The organism is Bacillus sp. SH5-2 (assembly GCF_008368905.1).
GTDB classification, from domain to species: Bacteria; Bacillota; Bacilli; order Bacillales; family Bacillaceae_G; genus Bacillus_A; species Bacillus_A luti.
On the sequence record NZ_QOSD01000012.1, the window covers coordinates 70,519 to 87,563 of the forward strand.

Sequence of the window (17,045 nt, forward strand, 5' to 3'; positions counted from 1 at the left end):
AGGGGAATAATTTGGAAAAGATCATCGTCCGTGGCGGAAAGCGGTTAAACGGCACAGTGCGTGTTGAGGGCGCAAAAAATGCTGTATTACCTATAATCGCTGCAGCCCTATTAGCGAGTGATGGAAAGAATGTACTATCTGAAGTACCAGTTTTGTCTGATGTATACACAATTAATGAGGTATTACGTCATTTAAACGCTGAAGTCGTATTTGAAAATAACCAAGTAACAATCGATGCTTCTAAAGAATTAAACATCGAAGCACCATTTGAATATGTACGTAAAATGCGTGCATCTGTTCAAGTAATGGGGCCATTATTAGCACGTAATGGTCGTGCTCGTATTGCACTTCCTGGTGGATGTGCAATTGGTTCACGTCCAATTGATCAACATTTAAAAGGCTTCGAAGCAATGGGAGCAAAAGTACAGGTTGGTAATGGTTTTGTTGAGGCATACGTAGAGGGAGAACTAAAAGGAGCTAAAATTTATTTAGACTTCCCAAGCGTGGGCGCGACAGAAAACATTATGTCTGCAGCTACATTAGCAAAAGGGACAACAATCCTTGAAAACGCAGCGAAAGAGCCAGAAATCGTTGACTTAGCTAACTTCTTAAATGCGATGGGAGCGAAAGTACGCGGAGCTGGAACTGGAACGATCCGTATTGAAGGCGTTGATAAATTATATGGTGCAAACCACTCTATTATTCCTGACCGTATTGAAGCGGGAACATTCATGGTTGCAGCGGCAATTACTGGTGGAGACATCTTAATTGAAAATGCTGTACCTGAACATTTACGCTCAATTACAGCGAAAATGGAAGAAATGGGTGTTAAAATTATTGAGGAAAATGAAGGTGTACGTGTTATCGGCCCAGATAAGTTAAAAGCGGTTGATATTAAAACTATGCCTCACCCAGGTTTCCCAACAGACATGCAATCACAAATGATGGCATTATTACTACAAGCTGATGGAACAAGTATGATTACAGAAACGGTATTCGAAAACCGCTTTATGCACGTTGAAGAATTCCGTCGTATGAATGCTGATATTAAAATCGAAGGTCGTTCTGTTATTATGAACGGTCCAAACAGCTTACAAGGTGCTGAAGTAGGTGCAACTGATTTACGTGCAGCTGCAGCGTTAATCTTAGCTGGTTTAGTATCAGAAGGTTACACTCGTGTAACTGAGTTAAAACATCTTGACCGTGGTTATGTAGATTTCCATAAGAAATTAGCTGCATTAGGTGCAACTATTGAACGTGTAAACGAAAAAGTAGAAGAAGTGAAAGAACAAGAAGTTTCTGATCTTCACGCTTAATTGAAATAGTCTCTATGTCTTTTGACATAGGGGCTATTTTTTTGGGCTTATTACTGTTATAGTCAATAAATTCTATACTTATGCACGTACCAGTAAAAATATTTAGAAAATTTCAGTTTTATTTTGCTATTTGCGGTCAGCGAAACTCCGCCTCATTAAAAATTCACTTTATACCGATACCCCCAAGTATGTTCTAAAAAATTCCGTAGTTCCATAAGAATGAAAAGAAGCCAACTTTATATTGGGGGAATAGGATGAAACTTTCAAAGCCACTTTTTATTACAGTAGCGCTCTTAATAGCGCTCGTTATCATTGTACCTGCAGCCCTTGTTATTCCATTTGCGAAAGCAAAAGTAGGGGAAGAAGCAGCCTCTAAAACTCCTCCAGCAATAGAAAGTATACCAGCTCCAGGGAAAGTCGATACAGCGGTTCAAGTTGCTGTATATCGTGATCAGCAGAAGAAGGTAGAAACATTACCTATGGAGGAGTATGTGACCGGCGTAGTAGCTTCTGAGATGAATGCCAGTTTTGAAATAGAGGCGCTAAAAGCGCAGGCATTAGCAGCGAGAACATTTGTCGTGCAGCGTATGCTAAGCGGAGGAAAGAAAAACAATGCGGACGTGACAGATACGGTGAAAGATCAAGTGTACAAAAGCAAAGAAGAATTGAAGAAACAATGGGGTAATAACTACGAAAATAATTTGAAGAAAATCGAGGAAGCAGTTTCGAAAACCGCAGGACAAGTTTTAACGTATGAAGGGAAACCAATTTCAGCTTCGTTCTTCTCAACGAGTAACGGGCGAACAGAAAATGCAGCTGATTATTGGGGAAATGATTATCCGTACTTAAAGAGTGTAGACAGTCCGTGGGATGAAGCATCTCCAAAGTTTACGAGTGAGCAAACATTCACCGTAGCTGACTTTCAAAAACGTCTCGGGGTGAAAATACTAGCGGGCGGAAAAGTCGGCGATATTAAAGAGCGTACAGAAGGAAAACGTGTAAAAGATGTAGCGTTTCAAGGTAAAACATTAACAGGAAGAGATGTGCGTGACAAATTAGATTTACGCTCGTCTGACTTCACATGGAAACAACAAGGGGATAAAATCGTTGTTACAACGAAAGGATTTGGCCACGGCGTCGGTATGAGTCAGTACGGGGCGAATGGCATGGCAGCGGAAGGTAAGAAATATACTGATATCGTCGCTCATTATTATAAAGGCGTTGAAATAAAGACGATGAATGATTATGAAGGAAAATTGATGGTGAAAAAGTAGGTGTCAGGGTCTCCTGGCACCTACTTTTTTGTTTAAAATATCATAATTTTCCATTAATTGTTTGGTATAATGAGAGAAAAACACTTGGGGGAGACGGAATGGCGTTATTGGAGTTGAAACAATTAGGGAAGACAAACCAGCTGCCAGCAATTGAGCTAGAGGTTGAGAAAGGACAATGCGTTGTTTTGCAATGTAATAACCATACAGCTAAAGTATTGCACCGCATCATTATTGGCGAGGAAGAAGCTTCAACTGGCAATGTGCTATTTGAAGGCGAAGCAATGGGAAAGGAAAATTATTTCCGCATCGGCTTTTGTTTTTTAAAAGATGAAGCATACAATCGTTTGAAGGTGAAGGAATACTTCAAATTTTTAATAGGACTTTATGAATCAAATATGAGTATAGAAGAAGTGGTGCAATATGTCGGTCTCCTAGACAGGTTAAACGTTAAAATAGAAAAATTATCATTTTCAGAGAAACGCCGTCTTCATATCGGGCGTGTCATGATTCATAATCCAGATTTAGTTATTTTGGAAGAGCCAGAGCAAAATGTAGATACAGAGAGTACGATTATTATCCGAAAAGCAATTATGAAAATGAAAGAGCAAGGAAAGGCAATCTTTATTACGTCATCTTTCTTATCGGACGCTCTTTCATTAACAGAAGATGTATACATATTAAATCAAGATGGTGTGAAAAAAGTAGAAATTGAGCAAGAAGAAGCAGAAGAAGTCGATGAAGAAAAAGTCGTTCAAATGATTCCGCAAATGAAACTAGAAAGAATACCAGCGAAAGTGAACGATAAAATCATTTTATTAGACCCGATGGAAATTCATTTTATTGAAACGCAAAACGGAGTAACCCATATTCACGTTCGTGAAGGGGATTTCGTATGCGCATTAACATTAAGTGAACTAGAAGTAAGATTAACAGGTTTTGGTTTCTTTAGATGTCATCGCTCGTACCTTGTGAATTTACAAAGAGTACGAGAAGTGATTACTTGGACTCGTAATAGCTTTAGTTTAATTTTGGATGACGAAAGAAAAAGTTCAATTCCGCTTTCGAAAGGACGAATGGATGAGTTAAAAGGTGTAATTGGGCTATAAAATTCGCTCCAATAAGCTCAAAATATGATTCATTCACCGGTAAAAATACTCCTTTTACCGGTATTTTACTGCGTAACCCTTTTGTTTTTCATATGATTGAGTCAAGAAAAGCGAAACAAACAAACGAAAAGCGCTAAAGCGACTTTCATCTATAAAAAAGAAAAAACAAAGGGGATGACGAAATGACATTGGCAATTGAAATGAAAGATGTAATGAAAAGCTTCAATGAAAAGACGGCACTTCGAAATGTAAATATTGAGGTGAAGCAAGGAGAGATTTTCGGATTCCTCGGACCGAGTGGATCTGGTAAAACAACAACAGTAAAAATTTTAACTTCTCAATTACTTCATAGTGTTGGAACTGTAAAAGTATTAGGAAAAGATATTACAGGACCAAGCAGCATCGATTATAAACGAATTGGCATTTTAACAGACAACAGTGGCTTATACGAAAGACTTAGCATTTATGATAACTTACTATTATTTTGTGACTTATACGATTGTAAAAAAGAACGAATCGATGAAGTACTAGCGCAAGTGAACTTACTAGATGATAAAAAAACAGTAGTAAAGAAACTATCAAAGGGAATGAAGCAGCGCGTTACACTAGCAAGAGCAATTCTTCATAAACCAGATATCCTCTTCCTAGACGAACCAACATCTGCACTCGATCCAGTAAATGTACAAAACATTCATAAAATATTAAGAGACTTAAATAAAGAGGGAACGACGATTTTCTTAACGACGCACAATATGGACGAAGCAGAAACGCTTTGTAACCGCATCGCCTTTCTATGCGGTGGAGAAATTGTAGCGCTTGATACACCGGAAAACCTTCGCTTACAATACGCGAAAGATCAAATACAAGTTGTATTAAAAGATAAACAAAAAGAAGTCGTGCAAAAAGATGAATTAGGTGCAAAACGTATTTCAGAATGGATGAAAAAAGGAGAATTACTATCCATTCATTCACACGAACCAACGCTAGGCGATATCTTTATTGAAGTTACTGGGAGGGGACTATAATGACATTTTCAATGAGACGTGTATCAGCTATTTTTAGAAAAGAAGTACAAGATTTTAAGGCAAATTCACAAGTGCTGTTAATGGCATCTTTACCAATTATATTTGCATTTATATTTAGCAGGTTTGGGCAAGGGAGTGCAGGAGTTGGTATTATTACTTTAATGTCCTGTATATTTGTTGCTGGGTTTGTTCAATCGATGGTAATCGCAGAAGAAAAAGAAAAATATACACTACGTGTGTTAATGTTATCACCAGCTTCTTCTGTTGAAGTTCTTCTTGGAAAAAGTATATTAACGGCATGTTTGACGCTTTGTATTTGTATTGTGAACTTATTCATTCTAGATCAATTCAGTGGCAATCTCGTATTGCTAGGGTTTCTTTTCTTAAGTGGAACAATTCTATTTATCATAATTGGAACAACGATTGGGTTATTAGCTGATTCTGTACCGCAAACATCACTAATTGGAATGCCGATATTAATGACGATGTATTTAGCTGTACAATTTGAGCCGATGGTTGAAAATAAAGTAATTAAGACAATGATTGAGTATCTTCCAACATCTCATATGGCAAAAGCAATTAACAGCTTAGTAGAGGGAGCAGGGTTTAGTAGTATTAGTGGGCATGTACTAAATGTTGGAGTGTGGTTTATTATTTCACTTATTGCATGTTTAATCGTATATAAAAAGAAACAAATGGACTAAAAACTGAGCTGAAATGCTCAGTTTTTTCTATTTTCTATCATTTCCTCGGAAATTTTACAATTCTTATACATATTTTTACAGATTTTGTCGAAAAGTAATTAGTTATACGTTGTATAGGATGCGTCAATATTGTTCAAAATGATTGCTGAGGTGATGATAGAATGCGAGGAAGGAATAATAAAAAGTCGCAAAAGGTAGTACATTTATTTCAAAGAAGATGGGTGTTTCCGGCACTATACATTGCTTGTGCAGCGGTAATCTTAATGGTTGCGCTATGGTTCCAAGGGGCTAATCCGAAGAAGACTCCGAACCATGATCAAGCAACACCGTATACACAATCGGAAGATCCAGCAGTACCAGTAACAAAATCTTCAGAAGTAGTGAAAATGCCAGCTGCCGCGAATGCGGAAGTAGTCGTACAGAAGAAGTTCTATGAAGACGTAGCAACTGAGGCGGAACAAGAAAAAGCACTTGTCTTTTATAACAACACATATTCCCCGAATAAAGGAATTGACATTGCTGCGAAGAATGGAAAAGAATTTAATGTTACAGCTGCTTTAAGTGGTACAGTAACGAAAGCTGGAAAAGATTCGCTTCTTGGTTATGTTGTAACAGTTGATAGTGGAAATGGTGTAGCGGTATCTTATCAAAGCTTAGGCAGTGTGAAAGTAGAAAAAGGTGCAAGAGTTGCACAAGGTGAAGTATTAGGAAAATCCGGTCTAAGTGCAATGAATAAAGAGGCAGGTTCTCACGTTCACTTTGAAGTACGTAAAGACAATGTAGCTGTGAACCCTGAGCGTTACTTAAATAAATCAGTAGCAGAAATTAAAGCTGATGCAGGTGCTGCAAAGGCAACAAATGCTTCTGGTAAAAAAGCTGATGACAAATCTCAAAAAGAAGAAAAGTCAACAAGCACGAAGCCAGAAAGTAAAACAGAAGATAAGTCTCAAAAAGAAGAAAAATCGACAAGCGGCTCGACTAGTGACAAAAAAGAAGAACCGAAGAAAGAAGAAAAATCAACAAATGGTTCTACAGAATCATCTAACGGTTCTTCTTCACAAGAATAAGAATGTGAAAAAATCAGTTCCCACTAGGGGAGCTGATTTTTTCATTTCCATATAAAAATAATCAATTTCGAGAAAAAAGTTGCAATAACAAGGAAAAATGACGAGATTCTCGAATATATATTACAAAAAGGAGGGGATACTGTGTCATTTTTATTTGTTCTGTCGATTGCTATTATTTTATTGTTTGTTTTATTCACTTTATATTATTATATTGCCGGTAAAAAAGAGGTTCCCCACCATCAATTATTAGAAGAAGAATTTGAGCGAGAAGAATGACACCTTTCATATAAGGTGTTATTTTTTTTGCCATAATCGTCATTGTTAACGTATTTCTCACAAAAAAACGTAATTTTTCTTAACTTAGTCCGCAAAAATAGTGAACATGTAGCATATATCAGTAGTGCGGGCAATACAATGGTATAAACCAAAGCAAAGAGAGTGTTTGAGGTGAGAAATCGTGAATCATTTCATTATAAATCCAAGAATGTTTAACGCTTACAAACAGCACTCACACTTACTTCTTAGTCGTATGCAGCGAGGCTCATTTCACACTTCTCACATCCAATTTAGGGAGGCGAGTGGTGTGCACGATTACATCAAAGAGAGAACTATCAAGATTGGTAAGTATATCGTGGAGACAAGAAAGACAGTGCGTGTCATTGCAAAGGAATTTGGGGTATCAAAGAGTACAGTCCATAAAGATTTAACAGAACGTTTACCAGAAATTAATCCAGAGCTCGCAAATGAAGTGAAAGAAATTCTTGATTATCATAAGTCTATTCGTCATTTAAGAGGTGGAGAAGCAACAAAGCAAAAGTATAGAAAAGAAGATGTAGAAAAGCCGGTACGTCAATAAGGGTACGATCGCAAACATTCCGTTCAAATTCGGTAATATTTTTCAGAAGAATTCTTTTTGTGAATATTACGTTTCTGTTAAATTTATGATAAAATCAGAAATTAGGTGTAAAAGAATTCGGGTGTAACCTGATTTTGAATATCGAGGAGGAAAAGACGGGAATGTTTGCGCGAGATATCGGAATTGACCTAGGTACGGCTAACGTATTAATTCATGTTAAAGGTAAGGGTATTGTATTAAATGAGCCATCTGTTGTGGCAATTGATCGTAATACAGGTAAAGTATTAGCAGTAGGTGAAGAAGCAAGAAGTATGGTGGGACGTACGCCTGGTAATATTGTAGCAATTCGTCCACTTAAAGATGGTGTAATCGCAGATTTCGAAATTACAGAAGCAATGTTAAAGTATTTCATTAACAAATTGGACGTAAAGAGCTTCTTTTCAAAACCGCGTATTTTAATTTGTTGCCCAACGAACATCACATCAGTAGAACAAAAAGCAATTCGTGAGGCTGCTGAACGTTCAGGCGGTAAAACAGTATTTTTAGAAGAAGAACCAAAAGTAGCCGCAGTTGGTGCTGGTATGGAAATCTTCCAACCAAGCGGTAACATGGTTGTTGATATTGGTGGAGGTACAACAGATATCGCTGTACTATCTATGGGTGATATTGTTACCTCTTCCTCTATCAAAATGGCTGGCGATAAGTTTGATATGGAGATCTTAAACTACGTTAAACGTAAGTATAAGCTATTAATTGGAGAACGTACTTCAGAAAATATTAAAATTAAAGTTGGTACAGTATTCCCAGGTGCACGTAGCGAAGAACTTGAAATTCGCGGACGTGACATGGTAACAGGTTTACCACGCACAATTACAGTATGCTCTGAAGAAATTACAGAAGCACTAAAAGAAGACGCAGCTGTCATTGTACAAGCTGCAAAAGGTGTACTAGAGCGCACGCCACCAGAATTATCTGCGGACATCATCGACCGCGGTGTTATTCTAACAGGCGGTGGAGCTTTACTACACGGTATCGACATGCTTCTAGCAGAAGAACTAAAAGTCCCAGTATTAATTGCTGAAAACCCAATGCAATGTGTTGCCGTTGGTACAGGTATTATGTTAGAGAATATCGATAAATTACCACGTCGTGCTTTAAGATAACATGCGGGTGTAACCACGCTGATGAATAGCCGCAAATAGCGGACTAAAGCGGGAAGAACTAAGGTGTCATAACCTTAGTTCTTTTTTGTTTTTATATTTTTATATTTTGATTTATTGAGAAAATAGAAGGAATTTAAAGAAAAACGAAGAAAACAGGTAAAATATTCATATATATGGTTAAATTTAATATTTCCTTATTTGAAAACGTTTATAATATAATGAGTCGAATACGACAATAAGGCAAATCATGTTCAAATACATATTGCCTTTCCCTAATTTGGGCATACACTCTTTTCTACCTCCGTGTCAGTTGCAGGAATGTGCAACTATTTTAATGGAATAGAGTGTATGCATTTTTTTATAATAGGAAGTAAAATTTCACTTTATAATGACAAACAATAAACAAAATGGGATAATAAACAATATGTCCAAGTGGTAAGACCAATATTACAAAAGGGGCGATTGTTACATGCTAAATATAGAACAAATTAAAGAAATCATTCCTCACCGCTATCCATTCTTACTCGTTGATAAAATATTAGAAGTGGATGAGGGGAAAAGAGCGGTTGGAATTAAAAATGTATCCGCAAATGAAGAATTCTTTAATGGACACTTCCCTGACTATGCAGTTATGCCAGGTGTACTTATTGTAGAAGCATTAGCGCAAGTCGGAGCAGTTGCTGTATTAAAGAAAGAAGAAAACCGCGGAAGACTAGCTTTCTTCGCTGGAATCGACAATTGTCGTTTCAAAAAACAAGTACGCCCAGGTGATCAACTTCGCCTAGAAGTAGAAATGACACGCGTACGTGGTCCAATCGGAAAAGGAAAAGCAATCGCAACAGTGGATGGTGAAGTTGCATGTGAAGCAGAAATTACATTTGCGATTGGTGATAAGAAGGAATAAAAAGTATAAAAGTCTCCTTGTGAAAAATACAGGGAGATTTTTTATTTCCGTTATATATCGATAGAAAAAAATACAAACTAGTCAGAAAATTAGTTGTAAATGAATGGATATTACCATATAATTACTTTAGTGTTCATCTAAAAACTGATATAAACGAAGAAAAGAAATAAGCGATTGTCATATTATTGCTACTTACATATAAGGGAAGCTGAAGCGTTGTTGTTTATTATAAGTTGTGTGTATATTTGGACGGAATTACCAGTGGAAAAAAGTGGGGGATGAGCGTAATATATCGTTCATGAATGAAATAGGCGTGTATATCGAGCATAAAGAAATAGGGAGAGTTTCGCATTTTAACAGAGGAGATTAGAATATGTTCGGGAGAAAAAAAAGAAAACCACTACGACAATTAATTACACATCAGGAGCCTAAATCACGTATTACAGAACAATACCGTAACATTCGTACAAATATTGAATTTACATCTGTAGATAGCCGTATTCGTTCTATCATGGTTACGTCAGCGAATCCAGGTGACGGAAAAACAACAACAGTTGCAAACTTAGCAGTTGTTTTCGGCCAACAAGGAAAGAAAGTGTTAATAATTGGAGCTGATTTACGTAAGCCTTCCATACAAGACTTATGTGCAGCCCATGCTTCAAATGGACTAACAAATGTATTATCAGGACAAACAAAGGTAATGCAATGCATTCAAAAGACAGATATAGAGAATGTATATGTAATGGCATCAGGTCCAATACCACCAAACCCAGCAGAACTGTTAGGAAATCGAGTAATGGACGAGGTATTACTAGAAGCATATAACATGTTTGATATTGTTTTAATAGACACACCGCCAGTTCTTGCGGTTACCGATGCGCAAATACTTGCGAATAAGTGTGATGGAATCATACTTGTTGTCCGCAGTGAAAAAACAGAAAAAGATAAAATCGTAAAAACGAAACAAATATTAGACAAAGCATCAGGGAAAATACTTGGAGTCGTTTTAAACGATAAAAAAGAAGAGCAAGAGCAATATGGATATTATTAAAATATAAAATAATAAAAGCAATCAATAAAAAATATTTATTGATTGCTTTTATTTGGAATGTTTATAAAATTTCGCATTGCATTATGCAAAAAACATGATATAATATAAAATTTTGGAAATTTGATGGAATGTGTTGTCATATTTAAGATTATTTTGTAAGATTATATATGTTTTTAAATAACAATCGTACGTAGATATTACTAAAATAAAAAAATGTAAGATTATATGTTATAATTTTTCTTATGTGTAAATTTTAGAAAGTTGGAGGAACCTATGGAAGAAACAATTAGTTTAAAAGAGTTATTTTATACCTTAAAAAAACGTGTAGCAATGATTCTCGTAATCGCCTTTGGTGCAGCTATAGTAAGTGCTATCATTAGCTTCTTCTTTATGACACCAATCTATCAATCTTCAACGCAAATTCTTGTTAACCAGAAGAAACAAGAAGGGGCAATGATTCAAGCTGGTGAAGTTCAAACGAATATTCAATTAACGAATACATATAAGGTTATTATTAAAAGTCCAGTAATCTTAGATCAAGTAAATGAAAAGCTGAATTTAAACATGACAACACAAGCTTTAGCAAAGAAGATTAATGTTGGAAATGAAAGAGATTCACAAGTCATCTCTGTTACAGCTGAGGATAAAGACCCTAAATTAGCTCGTGATATTGCAAATGTAACTGCAGATGTATTTAAAGGTGAAGTTGCAAAAATTATGAATGTTGATAACGTAACGGTACTATCGAAAGCAGAAGTTGCGGAAAATCAATCTCCAATTAAACCACGACCGCTGTTAAATGTAGCAATTACTTTCGTTATTGGTTTAATAGCTTCAGTTGCTCTTGCATTCTTGCTAGAATATTTAGATAACACAGTGAAAAAGGAAGAAGATGTAGAAAACTTACTGGGCTTACCAGTGTTAGGTATCGTCGCTCGCATGGATGAAGAAACAACGAACGTGAAATCGCATGCTCCATCATCAAGAAAAGTGAGGGGACAAACAATTGGCTCTTAATAGTTTATTTAAAAAGAAAAAAAATCATCGTCAACGTCGTCAATTAATCGCTCATCAACAACCAAAATCACCTATTTCAGAACAATATCGTAATATTCGAACGAATATTGAGTTTGCAGCTGTTGATAAAAATATACATTCATTAATGATAACATCTGCTAAACCGAGTGAAGGAAAAACGACTACAACAGCGAATATGGCAGTGGTGTTTGCACAACAAGGGAAGAAAGTATTATTAATTGATGCGGATATGCGTAAACCAGCGATGCACCAAATGTTCCAAACGGACAATATTTTTGGATTAACGAACGTATTAACACATAGTGAGCGTCTAGAAAAATGTGTACAAAAGACAGCGGTAGACAATTTACACTTTTTAGCGTGTGGGCCAATCCCGCCAAACCCAGCGGAATTATTAGGATCGAAATCAATGCAAGAATTACTTGCGCAAGTGTATAGTATGTACGATTTAGTGATCATTGATTTGCCACCAATTTTAGCAGTTACCGATGCACAAATTATGGCAAATGTATGTGACGCCTCTATTCTCGTTGTCCGTAGTGAAGCAACGGAAAAAGAAGCTGCCGTAAAAGCAAAAGGTTTATTAGAATCGGCAAAAGGTAAATTGTTAGGCGTCGTTCTAAATGATCGTGAACGTGAACATGGCTTATATTATTACTACGGTGCGAACTACTTGAATATGAGACTTATCTCATATTCAAGGGAAAAAAGATGATTACGGGAGAGGAGGATGAAATAAGTGATTGATTTACATTGTCACATTTTGCATGGCATCGATGACGGTGCACAAACGGTAACAGATAGTTTAGCGATGGCGCAAAAGGCTGTCGGGGAAGGGATCCATACAATTGTCGCAACACCACATCATCAAAATGGAAAATATGTAAATGAGCGCACTTCTATTATTCATCAAGTGAAACAATTAAATGATGAACTACAACAACATGAAATTCCACTAAAAGTTTTACCAGGACAAGAGGTCAGATTATATGGTGACTTATTAGAAGATTATGAAGCTGGTAAAATCGTTACTTTAAATGAAACGAATAAATATATATTCATTGAATTCCCATCAAATCATGTACCTCGTTATGCAGAACAACTATTATATGAACTACGTGTAAAAGGGATGATTCCAATTATCGTTCATCCGGAACGTAATGCGGAGTTAATCGAGAGGCCAGATAAGTTATATAACCTTGTAAGTAAAGGTGCGTTAACACAAGTGACGGCAGGAAGTCTCTTAGGGAACTTTGGCAAAAAGATTAAAAAGTTTTCAATGCAACTTGTGGAACATAATTTAACACATATGATTGCCTCAGATGCTCATAACACGACAACAAGAGGATTTCATTTAGCTGAAAGTTACGGATTAATTGAGAAGGAATTTGGGATGAGTGTGATGAGTGATTTGAAAGAGAACCCGAACTTATTAATTAACGGGAAAGCGATTTATAAAGAAGATCCAGAACACATTCGCCGTAAAAAATTGTTCGGTATTTTTTAATTGAAGAGATTTGGTGATGTCTCCTAACCGTTATCAATGGGGGCACTCGGTCGTGCTGTGGGTAGAAATTTTTATTTCGCACCTACCTTAGACGCTTGTCGTCGGGAGTATGACGTGAGGATGGGTTGGATGCCCATAATTTTATTTGTGTAGAAATCCTACCTATGGAGTTATAAGAATGACTATATAGGTAGGGTTTTTGTTATTGCTACATATAAATTGAATAATATAGGAGGACTACAATTGAAAAAAGTAAGAAAAGCGATCATCCCAGCGGCTGGTCTTGGGACGAGATTTTTACCAGCAACGAAAGCGATGCCGAAAGAAATGTTACCGATTGTCGATAAACCGACGATTCAATACATAGTAGAAGAAGCGATAGAATCAGGAATTGAAGATATTATTATTGTGACTGGAAAAGGGAAACGTGCAATTGAAGATCACTTTGATCACTCTTTTGAGTTAGAACAAAATTTACTTGAAAAAGGGAAATTGGAAGTACTTGAAAAAGTACAAGCTTCATCAAAAATTAACATTCATTACATAAGACAGAAAGAGCCGAAAGGTTTAGGACACGCAGTATGGTGTGCACGTAAATTTATTGGAAACGAACCATTTGCAGTATTACTTGGTGATGATATTGTGCAAGCTGAAACACCATGTTTACGCCAACTAATGGACCAATACGAGGAAACACAGTCATCAGTTATTGGTGTACAAACGGTATCGGAAAATGAAACACATCGTTACGGTATTATTGATCCGGTTGAACAGAATGACCGCCGTTACCAAGTGCGTCAGTTTGTAGAAAAGCCAGCGGAAGGTACAGCACCATCTAATTTAGCAATTATGGGTCGTTACATATTAACACCAGAAATTTTTATGTTTCTTGAAGATCAGCAAACAGGTGCTGGTGGAGAGATTCAGTTGACGGATGCGATTCAACGATTAAATGAAATTCAGCGTGTGTTTGCGTATGACTTTGAGGGTGTTCGTTATGACGTTGGAGAGAAGTTTGGGTTTATTAAGACGACGATTGAGATGGCTCTCCAGCACGAGGAATTAAAACTAGAGTTAATGAAATATATGGATCAATTGGTTAAAGAAAAAAATATACATGTTTAACATATAAGGTGGGTGGAAAGTTGAAAAATCAAGGATTAGTAAATGAAGCAGCGCAAGAAAATTCAGAGGATATTAAACAAACAGGAGTATTTTATATTTTCTTAAAGCGGTGCATGGATATTCTAGGAGCAATTATTGGCTTAATTATATTTTCTCCATTATTTATATTAATACCGATTCTTTATATGAAGGGAGAAGCTAGAGGACCAGTATTTTTTAGGCAAGTACGAATAGGAAAAGATGGTAAAGAATTTTACATTTATAAGTTCCGTTCAATGGTAGTCGATGCTGAAGGGAAATTAAAGAAAAATGAAATTTTATATAAAAAATATGTAGAAAATAATTATAAACTTGAACCAGAAGAAGATCCACGTATCACTGGTATTGGAAGATTCTTAAGGAGAACTAGTTTAGATGAATTGCCGCAATTTATTAATGTCTTGAAGGGCGATATGAGCCTGGTTGGACCTAGACCTGTTGTTCAAGAAGAATTACGAGAATATGGTCAAAGAAAAGATGAATTTTTATCTGTTAAACCAGGGTTAACAGGATATTGGCAAGTTAGTGGAAGAAGTGATGTAGGTTATCCAGAGAGAGTTGACATAGAGTTATATTATGTATATAATCAATCACTTTTATTAGATTTGAAAATATTAGTTCAAACATGTCTATTAGTTATATTAAGAAAAGGTGCATATTAATTGAAGTATACATGAGAGGAAGAAAAACGAATGAATAAAAATTCGAAAATTTATATAGCAGGTCATCGTGGATTAGTTGGTTCAGCAATCTTACGTAAATTAGAAGAACAAGGATATGAAAATTTAGTATATAAAACAAGTAAAGAATTAGATTTACGTGATCCAAGGCAAGTAGAAGAGTTTTTCCAGACAGAAAAAATTGATTATGTATTTTTAGCAGCAGCTAAAGTAGGCGGAATTGTTGCAAATAATCAATATCCGGCGGATTTTATTCGTGATAATTTAATGATTCAAACGAACGTAATTGATTCAGCATATCGTTCAGGTGTAGAGAAGTTATTATTTTTAGGTAGTACTTGTATTTATCCAAAATTAGCTCCGCAACCATTAAAAGAGGAATACTTATTAACAGGTGAATTAGAACCGACAAATGAGCCATATGCACTTGCAAAAATTGCGGGTATTAAAATGTGTGAATCATACAACCGTCAATATGGTACTAAGTATATTTCGGCAATGCCAACAAACTTGTATGGTGAAAATGATAACTTTGATTTACATACATCACATGTATTACCAGCATTAATTCGTAAATTCCATGAAGCAAAAGAAAATAATGCTGAGTTTGTAGAAGTTTGGGGAACAGGTACGCCATTACGTGAGTTCCTATATTCTGATGATTTAGCAGATGCTTGTGTGTACTTAATGAATAACTATGAAGGTAATGAAATTGTAAACGTCGGTGTAGGTGAAGATTTATCTATTAAAGAACTTGCTGAAAAAGTGAAAGCAACAGTAGGTTTTACTGGAGAGCTTCGTTTTGATACTTCTAAGCCAGATGGTACTCCTCGTAAGTTGGTGGATGTCACAAAGATTAATGCTTTAGGTTGGAAAGCAACAACTTCTTTAGATGAAGGTTTAAAGAAAGCATATGATTGGTTTCTACAGACAGAAAAAGCATTAGTAAGAAAATAATAATAAAAGATTAATAGAGATAATTGGAGGATATTATGAAAAAAGCACTTATTACAGGCGTAACAGGACAAGATGGATCTTATTTAGCAGAATTTTTATTAGAAAAAGGATATGAAGTACACGGTATTATTCGTCGTAGTTCTTCTTATAATTTAGATCGTATTGAGAGCCTAGTAAATGAAGAAATTGAAGGCTTAAATAACCAAGAAAATTTCCACCTACATTATGGTGACATTACAGATACGTCTAATGTAATTCGTTTAATTAGTGAAATTCGTCCAGACGAGATTTACAACTTAGGTGCACAATCACATGTAAAAGTATCATTTGATGTACCTGAATATACAGCAGATGTAGATGGTGTAGGAACATTACGTATTTTAGAAGCAGTTCGTATTTTAGGTCTAACTGAAACGACTCGTATTTATCAAGCATCAACGTCTGAGTTATACGGTAAAGTACAAGAAGTACCACAAAAAGAAACGACGCCGTTTTATCCACGTTCTCCATATGGTGTAGCAAAAATTTATGGTTTTTGGATTACAAAGAATTACCGTGAATCATATAACATGTTCGCAGTAAACGGGATTTTATTTAATCATGAATCAGAACGTCGCGGTGAAACATTTGTAACACGTAAAATTACACTTGCAGCAGCACGTATCGCACAAGAAAAACAAGAAACATTGTATTTAGGAAACTTAGATTCACTTCGTGACTGGGGCTATGCGAAAGACTATGTAGAATGTATGTGGTTAATCCTTCAGCATGATAAACCAGAAGACTTTGTAATTGCGACTGGTGAAATGCATACAGTACGTGAATTTACTACACTAGCATTCAAACATGTTGGTATTGAACTTGAATGGGTAGGAGAAGGTGTAGAAGAAAAAGGTATCGATAAAGAGACAGGTAAAGTACTTGTTGCAGTAGATCCTAAATTCTTCCGTCCAGCTGAAGTAGAGCAATTATTAGGAGATCCTACAAAGGCAAAAACATTATTAGGTTGGAATCCAACGAAAACTTCCTTTGAAGAACTTGTTCGTATTATGGTAGAGGAAGATATGAAGAAAGTTGTGAAGGAAGAAAAGTTAAGAAAGATGTTTGATTAATATTTAAGACTATATTTTAAATATAGTTTTAGATGTTAGTGGAATTTTGTTTTTTGACAATATATAGAAAGTTTGTGCAAAAGATAAGTTTATTGTTAAACTTATCTTTTGCACTTTAATA

General features: G+C 35.9%; 18 protein-coding genes. All 18 read left to right on the forward strand.

Features of this window, described 5'->3' with window-relative positions; genetic code table 11:
• The first annotated feature begins 11 nt into the window (after positions 1 to 11).
• The 18 genes from murA to gmd all read left to right on the forward strand — a co-directional run bounded on the left by murA (position 12) and on the right by gmd (position 16,924).
• The gene (gene murA, locus DN410_RS09735) at positions 12 to 1,316 is read left to right on the forward strand and encodes a UDP-N-acetylglucosamine 1-carboxyvinyltransferase (protein ID WP_000411264.1); all 1,305 of its coding nucleotides are present in this window, start codon (positions 12 to 14) and stop codon (positions 1,314 to 1,316) included.
• Between the two features lie 254 nt (positions 1,317 to 1,570).
• Positions 1,571 to 2,590: a stage II sporulation protein D gene (gene spoIID / locus DN410_RS09740; RefSeq protein ID WP_149176320.1), complete on the forward strand. Its 1,020-nt coding sequence runs from the start codon at positions 1,571 to 1,573 to the stop codon at positions 2,588 to 2,590.
• A gap of 98 nt (positions 2,591 to 2,688) precedes the next feature.
• Complete coding sequence (locus DN410_RS09745; protein WP_149176321.1) at positions 2,689 to 3,696, forward strand: LytTR family transcriptional regulator DNA-binding domain-containing protein; 1,008 nt, start codon at positions 2,689 to 2,691, stop codon at positions 3,694 to 3,696.
• A gap of 182 nt (positions 3,697 to 3,878) precedes the next feature.
• Positions 3,879 to 4,721, forward strand: a complete 843-nt coding sequence (locus tag DN410_RS09750; protein WP_149176322.1) for an ABC transporter ATP-binding protein — start codon at positions 3,879 to 3,881, stop codon at positions 4,719 to 4,721.
• The gene (locus DN410_RS09755) at positions 4,721 to 5,425 is read left to right on the forward strand and encodes an ABC transporter permease (RefSeq protein ID WP_149176323.1); all 705 of its coding nucleotides are present in this window, start codon (positions 4,721 to 4,723) and stop codon (positions 5,423 to 5,425) included. Before DN410_RS09750 ends, DN410_RS09755 begins: the two co-directional genes overlap by 1 nt.
• Before the next feature lie 161 nt (positions 5,426 to 5,586).
• Complete coding sequence (locus DN410_RS09760; RefSeq protein ID WP_149176324.1) at positions 5,587 to 6,492, forward strand: stage II sporulation protein SpoIIQ; 906 nt, start codon at positions 5,587 to 5,589, stop codon at positions 6,490 to 6,492.
• 141 nt (positions 6,493 to 6,633) lie between these two features.
• On the forward strand, positions 6,634 to 6,768 hold the full coding sequence (locus tag DN410_RS09765) for a hypothetical protein (RefSeq protein WP_002019771.1): 135 nt from the start codon (positions 6,634 to 6,636) through the stop codon (positions 6,766 to 6,768).
• Between the two features lie 307 nt (positions 6,769 to 7,075).
• The gene (gene spoIIID, locus DN410_RS09770; protein ID WP_000544012.1) at positions 7,076 to 7,348 is read left to right on the forward strand and encodes a sporulation transcriptional regulator SpoIIID; all 273 of its coding nucleotides are present in this window, start codon (positions 7,076 to 7,078) and stop codon (positions 7,346 to 7,348) included.
• Between the two features lie 161 nt (positions 7,349 to 7,509).
• The gene (mreB, locus tag DN410_RS09775) at positions 7,510 to 8,511 is read left to right on the forward strand and encodes a rod shape-determining protein (protein ID WP_149176325.1); all 1,002 of its coding nucleotides are present in this window, start codon (positions 7,510 to 7,512) and stop codon (positions 8,509 to 8,511) included.
• A 469-nt stretch (positions 8,512 to 8,980) separates the two neighbouring features.
• A complete protein-coding gene (gene fabZ, locus DN410_RS09780; RefSeq protein WP_000931959.1) occupies positions 8,981 to 9,415 on the forward strand; it encodes a 3-hydroxyacyl-ACP dehydratase FabZ in 435 nt (144 codons plus the stop codon).
• Positions 9,416 to 9,788: 373 nt separating this feature from the next.
• Positions 9,789 to 10,466: a CpsD/CapB family tyrosine-protein kinase gene (locus DN410_RS09785; protein ID WP_149176326.1), complete on the forward strand. Its 678-nt coding sequence runs from the start codon at positions 9,789 to 9,791 to the stop codon at positions 10,464 to 10,466.
• Between the two features lie 273 nt (positions 10,467 to 10,739).
• Positions 10,740 to 11,483 carry a YveK family protein gene (locus DN410_RS09790; RefSeq protein ID WP_149176327.1) on the forward strand — a complete coding sequence of 248 codons (744 nt, stop codon included), beginning with the start codon at positions 10,740 to 10,742 and terminating at the stop codon, positions 11,481 to 11,483.
• Positions 11,473 to 12,219 carry a CpsD/CapB family tyrosine-protein kinase gene (locus DN410_RS09795; RefSeq protein WP_149176328.1) on the forward strand — a complete coding sequence of 249 codons (747 nt, stop codon included), beginning with the start codon at positions 11,473 to 11,475 and terminating at the stop codon, positions 12,217 to 12,219. Before DN410_RS09790 ends, DN410_RS09795 begins: the two co-directional genes overlap by 11 nt.
• A gap of 24 nt (positions 12,220 to 12,243) precedes the next feature.
• On the forward strand, positions 12,244 to 13,011 hold the full coding sequence (locus DN410_RS09800) for a tyrosine-protein phosphatase (RefSeq protein WP_149176329.1): 768 nt from the start codon (positions 12,244 to 12,246) through the stop codon (positions 13,009 to 13,011).
• Between the two features lie 243 nt (positions 13,012 to 13,254).
• Positions 13,255 to 14,136, forward strand: coding sequence for a UTP--glucose-1-phosphate uridylyltransferase GalU (galU, locus tag DN410_RS09805; protein ID WP_149176330.1), 882 nt, complete (start codon positions 13,255 to 13,257; stop codon positions 14,134 to 14,136).
• A gap of 71 nt (positions 14,137 to 14,207) precedes the next feature.
• A complete protein-coding gene (locus tag DN410_RS09810) occupies positions 14,208 to 14,837 on the forward strand; it encodes a sugar transferase (protein WP_472926183.1) in 630 nt (209 codons plus the stop codon).
• 30 nt (positions 14,838 to 14,867) lie between these two features.
• Positions 14,868 to 15,812 carry a GDP-L-fucose synthase gene (gene fcl / locus DN410_RS09815; RefSeq protein WP_149176332.1) on the forward strand — a complete coding sequence of 315 codons (945 nt, stop codon included), beginning with the start codon at positions 14,868 to 14,870 and terminating at the stop codon, positions 15,810 to 15,812.
• A 35-nt stretch (positions 15,813 to 15,847) separates the two neighbouring features.
• On the forward strand, positions 15,848 to 16,924 hold the full coding sequence (gene gmd / locus DN410_RS09820) for a GDP-mannose 4,6-dehydratase (protein ID WP_149176333.1): 1,077 nt from the start codon (positions 15,848 to 15,850) through the stop codon (positions 16,922 to 16,924).
• The last annotated feature ends 121 nt before the right edge of the window (positions 16,925 to 17,045 follow it).

Bases quoted from the DNA above. Each gene is read 5' to 3' on its own strand.
- spoIID (WP_149176320.1), top strand. From the start codon at position 1,571: ATGAAACTTTCAAAGCCACTTTTTATTACAGTAGCGCTCTTAATAGCG.
- DN410_RS09745 (WP_149176321.1), top strand. From the start codon at position 2,689: ATGGCGTTATTGGAGTTGAAACAATTAGGGAAGACAAACCAGCTGCCA.
- DN410_RS09750 (WP_149176322.1), top strand. From the start codon at position 3,879: ATGACATTGGCAATTGAAATGAAAGATGTAATGAAAAGCTTCAATGAA.
- DN410_RS09755 (WP_149176323.1), top strand. From the start codon at position 4,721: ATGACATTTTCAATGAGACGTGTATCAGCTATTTTTAGAAAAGAAGTA.
- DN410_RS09760 (WP_149176324.1), top strand. From the start codon at position 5,587: ATGCGAGGAAGGAATAATAAAAAGTCGCAAAAGGTAGTACATTTATTT.
- mreB (WP_149176325.1), top strand. From the start codon at position 7,510: ATGTTTGCGCGAGATATCGGAATTGACCTAGGTACGGCTAACGTATTA.
- fabZ (WP_000931959.1), top strand. From the start codon at position 8,981: ATGCTAAATATAGAACAAATTAAAGAAATCATTCCTCACCGCTATCCA.
- DN410_RS09785 (WP_149176326.1), top strand. From the start codon at position 9,789: ATGTTCGGGAGAAAAAAAAGAAAACCACTACGACAATTAATTACACAT.
- DN410_RS09790 (WP_149176327.1), top strand. From the start codon at position 10,740: ATGGAAGAAACAATTAGTTTAAAAGAGTTATTTTATACCTTAAAAAAA.
- fcl (WP_149176332.1), top strand. From the start codon at position 14,868: ATGAATAAAAATTCGAAAATTTATATAGCAGGTCATCGTGGATTAGTT.
- gmd (WP_149176333.1), top strand. From the start codon at position 15,848: ATGAAAAAAGCACTTATTACAGGCGTAACAGGACAAGATGGATCTTAT.